Annotated in this window: 10 protein-coding genes; 5 read left to right on the top strand and 5 right to left on the bottom strand. The window is 74.9% G+C overall.

The features are described 5' to 3' along the window. Positions 1-46: 46 nt before the first annotated feature. Together ABT106_RS28580 and ABT106_RS28575 are read right to left on the bottom strand one after the other, a co-directional pair. Complete coding sequence (locus ABT106_RS28580; protein WP_351282992.1) at positions 47-1,315, bottom strand: ROK family protein; 1,269 nt, start codon at positions 1,313-1,315, stop codon at positions 47-49. Between the two features lie 44 nt (positions 1,316-1,359). Further along, positions 1,360-2,013 carry an alpha-ketoglutarate-dependent dioxygenase AlkB family protein gene (locus ABT106_RS28575; protein ID WP_351282990.1) on the bottom strand — a complete coding sequence of 218 codons (654 nt, stop codon included), beginning with the start codon at positions 2,011-2,013 and terminating at the stop codon, positions 1,360-1,362. Positions 2,014-2,051: 38 nt separating this feature from the next. Here ABT106_RS28575 and ABT106_RS28570 point away from each other — a divergent pair, with 38 nt between their 5' ends. After that, entirely contained in the window at positions 2,052-2,795 is a 744-nt protein-coding gene (locus tag ABT106_RS28570; protein WP_351282987.1) for a maleylpyruvate isomerase family mycothiol-dependent enzyme, read from the top strand. Positions 2,796-2,905: 110 nt separating this feature from the next. Next, positions 2,906-3,163 (top strand): DUF6332 family protein, encoded by a 258-nt coding sequence (locus ABT106_RS28565; RefSeq protein WP_351282985.1) that lies wholly within the window; start codon positions 2,906-2,908, stop codon positions 3,161-3,163. 173 nt (positions 3,164-3,336) lie between these two features. Here ABT106_RS28565 and ABT106_RS28560 read toward each other — a convergent pair whose 3' ends face one another. Both ABT106_RS28560 and ABT106_RS28555 read right to left on the bottom strand, forming a co-directional pair. After that, positions 3,337-4,335: a spherulation-specific family 4 protein gene (locus ABT106_RS28560; RefSeq protein WP_351282982.1), complete on the bottom strand. Its 999-nt coding sequence runs from the start codon at positions 4,333-4,335 to the stop codon at positions 3,337-3,339. A 350-nt stretch (positions 4,336-4,685) separates the two neighbouring features. Beyond that, positions 4,686-5,384, bottom strand: a complete 699-nt coding sequence (locus ABT106_RS28555; RefSeq protein ID WP_351282979.1) for a TetR/AcrR family transcriptional regulator — start codon at positions 5,382-5,384, stop codon at positions 4,686-4,688. Between the two features lie 174 nt (positions 5,385-5,558). On the opposite strand from ABT106_RS28555, the gene ABT106_RS28550 reads away from it, so the two are divergent. Next, the gene (locus tag ABT106_RS28550) at positions 5,559-6,017 is read left to right on the top strand and encodes a nitroreductase/quinone reductase family protein (protein WP_351282976.1); all 459 of its coding nucleotides are present in this window, start codon (positions 5,559-5,561) and stop codon (positions 6,015-6,017) included. Positions 6,018-6,659: 642 nt separating this feature from the next. Here the strand turns inward: ABT106_RS28550 and ABT106_RS28545 are convergent. Then, positions 6,660-7,892 (bottom strand): geranylgeranyl reductase family protein, encoded by a 1,233-nt coding sequence (locus tag ABT106_RS28545; RefSeq protein ID WP_498008580.1) that lies wholly within the window; start codon positions 7,890-7,892, stop codon positions 6,660-6,662. A gap of 256 nt (positions 7,893-8,148) precedes the next feature. On the opposite strand from ABT106_RS28545, the gene ABT106_RS28540 reads away from it, so the two are divergent. Continuing rightward, complete coding sequence (locus ABT106_RS28540; protein WP_351282971.1) at positions 8,149-9,513, top strand: dipeptidase; 1,365 nt, start codon at positions 8,149-8,151, stop codon at positions 9,511-9,513. Between the two features lie 291 nt (positions 9,514-9,804). Next, positions 9,805-9,957 carry a hypothetical protein gene (locus tag ABT106_RS28535; RefSeq protein WP_351282969.1) on the top strand — a complete coding sequence of 51 codons (153 nt, stop codon included), beginning with the start codon at positions 9,805-9,807 and terminating at the stop codon, positions 9,955-9,957. The last annotated feature ends 100 nt before the right edge of the window (positions 9,958-10,057 follow it).

Here is a 10,057-nt window from a genome sequence, read left to right as displayed (position 1 = left end):
CCTGGTCCAGCTGCGCCAGCAGCGCCGCCCCGATCCCGCCCGGCCCTCAGGCCGCCGCGCCCAGGGCGCCCAGCGGGTCGTCCAGGACCGGTTGCCACGCCAGCTCCGCCGCGCCCACCAGGCTGTTGTGGTCCAGGGTGCACGGCAGGATCGGTACGCCCCCGCTGCGCCCCCACAGGCTGCGGTCCGCGACCACCGCGCGCAGCCGCTCCGGGTCGGCGTACAGCAGCTCCCGGTGGAGGCCGCCCAGGATGATCCGGTCCGGGTTCAGGATGTTCACCAGCCCCGCGAGGCCCAGGCCCAGCCGGTCGATGAGTTCCTCGGCCGCGGCACGTACGGCCGGCTCCGCGTACTCCTCCCGCAGCAGGTCACGGGCCTGCGCCAGCAGCGACACCTCGGGGCCAGGGGTGCGGCCCGCCGCCGTGAGGAAGGCCAGCGGGTCCGCCTCCACGTCCAGGCAGCCGCGGCCGCCGCAGTGGCAGGCGCGCCCCTCCGGGTTCACGGTGAGGTGTCCGACCTCCAGGGCCAGGCCCGAACTCCCGCTGTGCAGGCGGCCGTCCAGGACCAGCGCCCCGCCGACCCCGCGGTGCCCGGTGGCCACACACAGCAGGTGCTGCGCGCTGCGGCCCGCGCCGTGGCGGTGCTCGGCCAGGGCCGCGAGGTTGACGTCGTTGCCGGTCAGGGCCGGGCCGTCGATCCCGGCCGCCTTCACGCACCGCGCGAAGATGGCCCGTACGGGAGACCCGGCCGGCCAGGCCAGGTGCAGCGGGTTCAGCGCCGTGCCCTCGGGCTCGGCCACCGCCGAGGGGACCGCGAGTCCGGCGCCCACGCAGCGTCGGCCGCTCGCCGCGAGCAGCGCGGCCCCGGCCTCCACCACCGCGCCGAGCACCTGCGCCGGATCCGCGGAGACGATCACCTTGCCGGGGGTGGTGGCGACGATCCGCCCGCCGAGGCCCACCAGGGCGGCCCGGAAACCGTCCGGGTGCACCTGCGCGGCGAGTGCCACCGGGCCGTCCTCGGCCACGGACAGCCGGTGTGAGGGACGCCCCTGGGTACCGCCCGCACCGCCGGGCCGGGAGTCGACGCGGATCAGCCCGAGCGCCTCCAGCTCCGCCGCGACGGCTCCGGCGGTGGCCCGGGTGACGCCCAGTTCCGCGGTCAGGACCGCCCGGGTCGGGGCGCGCCCGGTGTGGACGAGCTCCAGCGCCGGGCCGAGCGCGCCGCGGCCCCGCTCCAGCCTGGTCCGCGTGGCTGTGCCGGACGCGGATGGCGTGGTCACGTCCCCCACCCGCGGCGGGGCCCCGTTGCCGTTCATGACAGCGATCCTCGCATGATCGGAGGGCCCCGGACGCCCGGTGCTCACGCGAGGCCGCCGACCCGGAGGGTGATGTTGAGCCGCCCGGTGAGCCCGAGGCCGTGCGGGCCCGTACCCGGCAGGACCTTCGGCACCCCGTGGTAGGCCCGTCGGCTCGAATCGCCGAACACGAACAGATCGCCGCTGCGCAGCTCGACGTCCCGGTACGGGCGTCCCCGCGAGGCGGTGTTCCCGAAGCGGAACACGCAGGTGTCGCCGAGGCTGAGGGAGACCACCGGGGCCGGGGAACGCTCCTCGGCGTCCCGGTGCATGCCCATGCGGGAGTCGCCGCCGTAGAAGTTGATCAGCGCGATGTCGTACGTCTCCCCGCCGGCGAGGGGGGCGCCGTACGCCGCGGCCACCGCCTCCCGCGCGAGCGCGGCGAGCCGGTCCGGCATCGGCTTCACCGGCGCCCCGTCGCCGTCCACGGCGGTGTCGGCGTATCCGTACGGGTACCAGTGCAGCCCGAGGCACACCTGCCGGGCGGTCATCGTCCCGCCTCCGGGAACGCGTACGGTGCGCAGCCCGGCCGGCGGCCGGGCCCAGCCCCGGCAGGCTTCGATCAGCTCCCGCTGGCGCGTGGCACCGAGCCAGTCGGGGACGTGCACGGCGCCGGGGGCGATCACGGTCCGCTCGCGCGGGAAGAGTTCGCCGTCCATACCCCCATTGTCGCGAACCGGCTGGGAGACTCGCCCGCATGGAGATCACCACATACCTGAAGGCCCTCGACCGGGAGGGCCTCCTCCTGGCCGACCTGGCGGAGCGCGCCGGTACGGACGCGCCGGTGGCCACCTGCCCCGGGTGGCGGGTCGCCGACCTGCTGCGGCACACCGGCGCCGTCCACCGCTGGGCGGCCGGCTACGTCGGGGAGGCACGCCTGGAGCCGGTTCCGCTGCCGGACGCGCCGGAGCTGACCGGGGCGGAGCTGACCGGCTGGTTCCGCGACGGGCACGCGGCGCTGGTGCGGACGCTCACCGGGGCCCCGGCCGACGTGCAGTGCTGGACGTTCCTGCCGACGGCCGCGCCGTCCCCGCTGGCGTTCTGGGCGCGGCGCCAGGCCCATGAGACCGCCGTGCACCGGATGGACGCGGAGTCGGCGCTCGGGCTCGCGTTCTCGGCGGTGGAGCCGGAGTTCGCGGAGGACGGGGTGGACGAGCTGCTGACCGGCTTCCACGCGCGGCCGCGCAGCCGGGTGCGGACCCCGGAGCCGCGCGTCCTGCGGGTGCGGGCCGCCGACACCGCCGCGGTGTGGACCGTACGGCTGTCGCCGGAGCCGGCCCGTACGGTGCCCGGCGCCGTGGAGGGGGTCGCGGACTGCGAGCTGTCCGGGACGGCGGGCTGGCTGTACGCGGCCCTGTGGAACCGCCTCCCGCTCGCGGGCCCGGGGGTGACGGGCGATGCGGCGCTGGCGCGGCTGTGGGCCGAGACGTCCGGCATCTGACGGGCCGCCGCACCCGGGGGCCGCACGCGGGCCGCCGCACCCGGGGGCCGCACGCGGGGGGGGGCCGGGGCACTCTTGTGACGGCGGCCTCACGCTGTGACACTGCACGTATGGGGCGACGTACGCAGGCGGACCGGGACGCGATCACGGTCGAGATCGGCTACGCCTTCGTCAGCGCGTCCTTCGTCGCCGCCGTGTCCTTCGGCGCGGTGTACAGCGGCGCCCTCGCGTTCTCCTCCCCCGCCGCCCACCGCGCCCTGGCGCTGGCGGGCGCGATCGTGGGGGCGACGGTCTTCACGCTCCAGGCCGCGCGCGTCCTGTGGCCTTTCGCGCGCCGTCAGGAGGACGACGGCGGGTCGCGGCCCTAGGGGGTGTCGTCAAAGTCGTTTCGTACGCCCGCAGGGCGGGCCGTGCGGTGTCCGGTGCGTGCGCTCGCAAGGCGCAGGGTCGCCCGTGGACCGGATGTACACGGGCGATCCCGACAACGCGGCGAGCCTGCGTACCAGGCACCGCACGGCAGGAACGAGTGTGACGACACCCCCTAGCCGAGGGTCGCCGCGTACGTGGTCTGCGCGTGGTATTTCCACTGCGGGCCCGTGTTCCAGGGGTTGGGCATCCCGGCGCCGGTCGCGTACGCGTAGCCCGCGCCGCGGTCGAAGGCGGTGCGCAGCGCGGACTCCATCGCCCCGGCGTCCGGGACCCCGTGGACCAGGTGCCAGAACGCCGTTCCGCTCGGGTCGAGTTCGGTGCCGGCGCGGTAGCCGCTGAGGTGGTTGTAGACGTTGCCGCCGAGCCAGCCGGCGCTGTGGTACGCCGCGTACGTGTCCTCGTACGTCACGAAGACGTCCGCGGTGCGGCGGTCCGGCTCCAGGTAGCAGTCGGCGATGGCCGTGCCGGGGTTGTTGACCACGAGGTCGGGGGCGGCCGGGTCGACGGCGTGCATGGTGTCCTGGACGTAGCGGCGCAGCTCCGCGTAGTGGTCACGGGTGACGTTGTCCGGGCCGCACTCGCGGCTGACGACGTCGAAGAAGATGCCGTCGACGTGGAGCCGGCCGTCGGGGGTCTTCAGGTAGTTGTCGACGGAGGCCATGACGGCGGCGATGTCGCGGTTGCCGTGGTCCGTGTGCACGTACCCGAGCACCTTGGTCCGGTCGCCGGTCGTGGTGGTTCCGCCGCGCAAGGCGTCGGCGCGGGCCCGCCAGGGAGCGTCGAACGGGGCGTCGCCGTTGCCGGGGTTGAGGACCACCACGGAGGCGGCCGGGCCGGTGGCCGTCAGGTCGACCAGCATGGGGTCGTTGGCCCAGACGTACGCGGGGACCGCGATCTCCAAGCCCCGCACGCCGGGCACCCGGGGGCTCGGTGGCGCCGTGGGGGCCGGGGCCGGCCGCACGGCCGGGGGGCCCGCGTCCGTGCCCGCGGCGGCGGCCGTCGCCGGGCGGTCCGGGTCCGTCGTCCGGGCGCACCCGGTGACGGAGGGCGCCGCCACGGCGAACACGAGGGCGGCCAGCACGGTGGAAAGGGCCTTCACGGCGCGGGGCATGGCTGCTGTTCCTCCGGCGGCGGGGTCCGGGGGTGCCCCTCTCGGATCTCGTCGACCGCGTCCGCGTCGTACGGTGCCGCGCACCGCGAGGCAGCGGGCCGGCCGAGTACCGGACGTACCCGGTCGACCCGACGACGCGGCGTGGTACGGCGCCGGACGACGCGGGCTCGGCAAGGTCCGAGAGGGGCGCCCCAGGGGGGCGACCCGAGGAACACTAGACGGACGATCCTTCGTTCAAGGCTGAACCGCCCGCATTGGTATGAGGAACAGAAGAGCGATCTGTCGCCTCATCATGTGAATTTCCATCAGGTTCACCGGGTCGGTCCCGGGGGCCACACTCGCCCCTCCCGTCACACGGCGGTCAGCCCGACCTCGTGCGCCAGCCGGCCCGCGGCGTACGAGAAGAAGGCCGCGCGGTCCTCGACGACGCGGTTGAACTGGCCGAACAGCTCGAAGGAGACGAGACCGACCAACTGGGCCCAGGCTGCGACCAGCGCGGCCGTGACCTCGGGGGGCAGACCTTCGGCGAAGTCCGCGGTCATCCGGGTGGCTTCGGGGCGCAGGGCGGCCGGCAGCGGCGGCCGGGCGAGGCCCCGGCCCCCGTGAGCGGCGTGAAGGATCCCGATGAAGGCGTTGGCGACCCGGGAGGCGGGGCCGACGGTGTCCACGGGGGCGCTGTAGCCCGGGACCGGGGAACCGTAGATGAGGGCGTACTCGTGCGGGTGCGCCAGCGCCCAGACGCGGACGGCCTCGCAGACGGCGACCCACCGGACGCGGGGCGGGGAACCGGCGGTGAGGGCGCGGGCGTCCGCCTCCTCGGCGGCGGCGCCGATGCTGTCGTACGCGTCGATGATCAGCGCCGTGAGCAGTTCGTCCCGGCTGGGGAAGTAGCGGTAGAGGGCGGAGGAGACCATGCCCAGCTCGCGGGCGACGGCGCGCAGCGAGAGCTTGGCGGCACCCTCGGCCGCCAGCATGCGGCGCGCCTCGTCCTTGATGGCGGCTGTGACTTCGATACGGGCCCGTTCCCTGGCCCCGCGCACGGTGTTCATGCGGTCAGTGTGCCAGGCGGGCAGAGCAGCGCTCAATAAGTGGATCGCCAGTCTCTGAAGAGATCGGCGCTCCAATGAGAGAGCGGTGCTCTTGCTTAGGTTCACCGATCCGTGCACACTGGCCTCAAGCGAGAGCACTGCTCTCGCATTGCCGAATCGGCCCCGGAGGTCATCGTGAACGCGCCCACCCCGTACTACGTCCAGGCCGGCCCGCTCGCCACTCGCTTCAACGCGCTCTTCGGGAAGCTCGCCCGGTTCGGCATCAGCCTGGCCGGCACGGCCGAGCTGTCGGTCCGCGGCCGCAAGTCCGGCCGGATGCAGCGGATCCCGGTCAATCCGCACACGTACGAGGGTGCCCAGTACCTGGTTTCGGCCCGAGGCCACTCGCAGTGGGTCCGCAACATGCGGGCGGCGGGCGGCGGTGAGCTGCGGGTGGGGCGCAAGGTGCGGAGTTTCACGGTCACCGAGATCACCGACCCCGTGCAGCAGGCCGCCGTACTGCGCGCCTACCTGGAGAAGTGGGGCTGGGAGGTGGGCCGGTTCTTCCAGGGCGTCACGGCCAAGTCCACCGACGCGGAGCTCCAGGCGACCTCGGGCGACCACCCGGTGTTCCGCATCACGATGTCCCACTGACCGGATTCACCCGGGGCACGCGTTGTGCGGGGTGCGCGGGGTGGCCGTGCCGAGCGGGCGGTAGCCGCGCGACGTTTGCGAGGGCGGGGGCCAGGGCTGCTGTTGACGGGGCGGCTCGGCTGCCGGCGCTGCGAGCGACCCCGGCCAACGCGCGCGACACCGGCGCGGGGCCGGGTGGTTGGTTGAGCGCCTGCGTGGTCTCCGCCGCCCCGACGCGCGGCCCGCAGCGCGCGTGGGCGACGGAGACCGCGCAGGGGCGGGTCCGCCAGGTTCAGCCGACGCCGTGCCACCGCTCCGCCGGGTCCGGCCCGCGGGGCCCCGCCTGCCAGGTCCGCCCGCCGGGCCCGGTCTGCCGCCGCCCGGCCCGCCCTGACCGGCCCACCCTGAGCGCACGGCCCTGACCGGCCGTGCCCGGCCCGGCCCCGCGAGGCCCTCAGCCCATAGGCCGGGGCCCAGACCCCGACGCCGGCGCGCCGGGCCGGATCCGACGCCGCCGGCCCGGCGCAAGCCTCACCCCCAGCGCAAGCCTCACCCCCGGCCCCGGCCCCGGCCCCGCACGGCGGACCCTGACCGTGTCGTCGAAGTCCCGTCGGCGTTGCGGCCGGCAGGCCGACCGGCGCCGCTTCGGCGGCGCGGCGCTCGTCAGCTCCGCCCCCCGCCGGTCCTCCGGGCCGCCTGCCGCGCGTCCAGGGCGTGGAGTCCCTTACGGGCGAGCGGGGACGTCCGTACGAGGTCGGCCAGGGTCGTCGAACCCCGGGTGATCCGGGCGAACGCCCGCCACGCCGGGCGCAGACCGGTGATCGCCGCGTGCAGCAGCCCCGGCCGGGATTCGAAGAGGGTCAGCATCCGCTTGCCGATCTCCATCTCCACCCCCAGCCCGGCCTTCACCGCGAAGGCGTAGTTCAGCGCCTGGCGGCGCGCGTCCACGGCGTCCTGCGACTCGGAGATCTTGACCGCCCACTCCCCCGCCAGCCGCCCCGACCGCAGGGCGAAGGAGATCCCCTCGCGCGTCCACGGCTCCAGCAGACCGGCCGCGTCGCCCGCCACCAGCACCCGGCCGCGCGACAGCGGCGACTCGGGAGTGCGGCAGCGGGTGAGGTGCCCGGAGGAGACGGCCGGTTCGAAACCGGCCAGGCCGAGCCGGGCGATGAAGTCGTCCAGGTACCGCTTGGTGGCCGCGCCCTCGCCCTTCGCCGAGATGACCCCGACGGTCAGGGTGTCGCCCTTGGGGAAGACCCAGCCGTAACTGCCCGGCAGCGGACCCCAGTCGATCAGGACGCGCCCCTTCCAGTCCTCCGCGACCGAGTCCGGGACGGGGATCTCCGCCTCCAGGCCGAGGTCCACCTGGCCCATCTCGACCCCGACGTGCGCGCCGATGCGGCTCGCGCTGCCGTCCGCGCCGACCACCGCCCGGGCCAGGACGGTCTCGCCGTCGGCGAGCACCACGGCGACGGTGCGCCGGTCGGGCACGGCCGTCCCGTGCTGTTCGACCCGGGACACGGCTGTCCCCGTACGGACGGTCGCGCCCGCCTTCTCCGCCTCGGCGACCAGGCCGGCGTCGAACTCCGGCCGGTTGATGAGACCGAAGAGCATCTGCTTCGAGCGGCGCGTCCGGGTCAGCTTCCCGTTCATCGAGAAGGTGACCGCGTGGATGCGGTCCTTGAGCGGAAGGACGAAGCCCGGCGGCAGGGCGTCGCGGGACGGTCCGATGATGCCGCCGCCGCAGGTCTTGTAGCGGGGCAGTTCGGCCTTCTCCAGCAGCAGGACGCGCCGCCCCGCCGTCGCCGCCGCGTACGCGGCCGACGAACCGGCCGGTCCCGCGCCGACCACGACCACGTCCCACACCTCGCCGGTCTCCCCGCTGTCCCCGGCCACCTCGTCGCCCGCCCCCGGCGCGACCTCTCCTGCGCCTGCGCCTGTGTCTGCGTCGCGTACGTCGTCGCTGCTCACGATGTGCTGCTGCTCCTGATCACCCGGTTGCTCCGATGCCGGGGAAATCCTACGGCGAGAGTCGGCCTCGCCCTGCTGTGCGAGGATCGGGACTGTCTTTCGCCGTACCCGGCATACGCACACCACGCGGATGCGGGCGGCGCACACGGAGAACAACGTCGCACCCACGAGGAGCGTGCCCATGTCCCAGAATCCGATCGCCGAGACCATCGCCTCGCTGATGCCCCGCGCCAAGCGGGAGCTGACCGAGCTGGTGGCCTTCCAGTCGGTGGCGGACTGGGCACAGTTCCCCAAGAGCGAGAGCGAGGCCGCCGCGAACTGGGTGGCCGACGCGCTGCGCGTCGAGGGCTTCCAGGACGTGGCCCTGCTCGACACCCCCGACGGCACCCAGTCGGTGTACGGCTTCCTGCCCGGCCCCGAGGGCGCCCCGACCGTCCTTCTGTACGCGCACTACGACGTGCAGCCGCCGCTGGACGACGCCGCCTGGATCTCCCCGGCCTTCGAGCTGACCGAGCGCGACGGCCGCTGGTACGGGCGCGGCTCGGCCGACTGCAAGGGCGGGTTCATCATGCACCTGCTCGCGCTGCGCGCCCTGAAGGCCAACGGCGGCGTGCCGGTGGCCGTGAAGGTCATCGTCGAAGGCTCGGAGGAGCAGGGCACCGGCGGCCTCCAGCAGTACGCCGAGGCGCACCCGGAGCTGCTGACCGCCGACACGATCGTCATCGGCGACGCGGGCAACTTCCGGCTCGGCCTGCCGACCGTGACGGCCACCCTGCGCGGGATGACCCTGCTCAAGGTGAAGATCGACACGCTGGGCGGCAACCTGCACTCCGGCATGTTCGGCGGCGCCGCCCCCGACGCGCTGGCCGCCCTGATCCGGCTGCTCGACTCGCTGCGCGCCGCCGACGGTTCCACCACGGTGGACGGGCTGGCCTCGGACGCGGTGTGGGAGGGTTTGCAGTACCCGGAGGAGGACTTCCGCGCCGACGCGCGGGTGCTGGACGGGGTCGGGCTCATCGGCGAGGGCACGGTCGCGGACCGCCTGTGGGCGCGTCCGGCGGTCACCGTGCTGGGCATCGACTGCCCGCCGGTGGTGGGCGCGACGCCCTCGGTGCACGCGAGCGCGGGCGCGCTGATCAGCCTGCGCGTGCCGCCGGGCGTGGACACCCCGGAGGCGATCAAGCTGCTGGAGGCGCACCTCGTGGCGCACACCCCGTGGCGGGCGCGGCTGGAGCTGGAGGTCGTCGGTCAGGGGCAGCCGTTCCAGGCGGACACCACCAGCCCGGCGTACGCGTCGATGGCGGCGGCCATGCGGGTCGCGTACCCCGACCAGGAGATGCAGGTCAGTGGCATGGGCGGATCGATCCCGCTGTGCAACACGCTGACGTCGCTGTACCCGGAGGCCGAGATGCTGCTGATCGGGCTGAGCGAGCCCGAGGCGCAGATCCACGCCGTCAACGAGAGCGTGTCGCCGCAGGAGCTGGAGCGCCTGTCGGTGGCGGAGGCCCTGTTCCTCGTCAACTACGCGGAGTCCAAGCGCGCGTGACCCCCGCGGCACGCCGGGCCCGGTGTGCCGGCCGGGCCCGGTGTGCCGGCCGGGCCCGGTGTGCCGGCCGGCCCGGTGTGCCGGCCGGCCCGGTGTGCCGGCCGGCCCGGTGTAGCGGCCCGGCCCGGTGTGCCGGCCCGGCGGCCCCGGTTCGGCCCGCCGGGCACCCCGGACGGGGGCCCGGCTGCGCCCGGCCCGTCCGTTCGCCCCGGACGCACTGCGCTCTGGGCGGACTCCGCTCCTGGCGAAGCCCCGCGGCCCCGGGCGGGCCCGGATGCGTACGTTCGGCGCATGGATACGGATCTCGTCGAGGTGATCCCGGACCGGCTCCACATGTTCCGCTTCCCGATCGGCCAGGCGTACCTCTGGCAGGACGGCGAGGCCCTCACCCGTGCCACGGGGTGCTGTCCACCGGGGACTGCGTCGCCGCCGTCGGCCCGTTGATGCTCGGGGTGTTCAACGTGGACCGGGCCCGGGCCGCCGGGTCCTTCCGGCGGCCCAGCACTGGATCTACCTGGGCACGATGCAGTCCGCGAACGGCGTG

The sequence above is a fragment of the Streptomyces sp. NPDC002044 genome (assembly GCF_040296725.1).
In the GTDB taxonomy this organism is placed as follows: domain Bacteria; phylum Actinomycetota; class Actinomycetes; order Streptomycetales; family Streptomycetaceae; genus Streptomyces; species Streptomyces antarcticus.
The sequence above is the reverse complement of the archived record's forward strand: the minus strand, read 5'-3'. Positions and strand labels throughout refer to the sequence as shown.

Coding starts and splice junctions, on each gene's coding strand:
- ABT106_RS28580 (WP_351282992.1), bottom strand. CDS start 1,315: ATGAACGGCAACGGGGCCCCGCCGCGGGTGGGGGACGTGACCACGCCA.
- ABT106_RS28575 (WP_351282990.1), bottom strand. CDS start 2,013: ATGGACGGCGAACTCTTCCCGCGCGAGCGGACCGTGATCGCCCCCGGC.
- ABT106_RS28570 (WP_351282987.1), top strand. CDS start 2,052: ATGGAGATCACCACATACCTGAAGGCCCTCGACCGGGAGGGCCTCCTC.
- ABT106_RS28565 (WP_351282985.1), top strand. CDS start 2,906: ATGGGGCGACGTACGCAGGCGGACCGGGACGCGATCACGGTCGAGATC.
- ABT106_RS28560 (WP_351282982.1), bottom strand. CDS start 4,335: ATGCCCCGCGCCGTGAAGGCCCTTTCCACCGTGCTGGCCGCCCTCGTG.
- ABT106_RS28555 (WP_351282979.1), bottom strand. CDS start 5,384: ATGAACACCGTGCGCGGGGCCAGGGAACGGGCCCGTATCGAAGTCACA.
- ABT106_RS28540 (WP_351282971.1), top strand. CDS start 8,149: ATGTCCCAGAATCCGATCGCCGAGACCATCGCCTCGCTGATGCCCCGC.
- ABT106_RS28535 (WP_351282969.1), top strand. CDS start 9,805: ATGGATACGGATCTCGTCGAGGTGATCCCGGACCGGCTCCACATGTTC.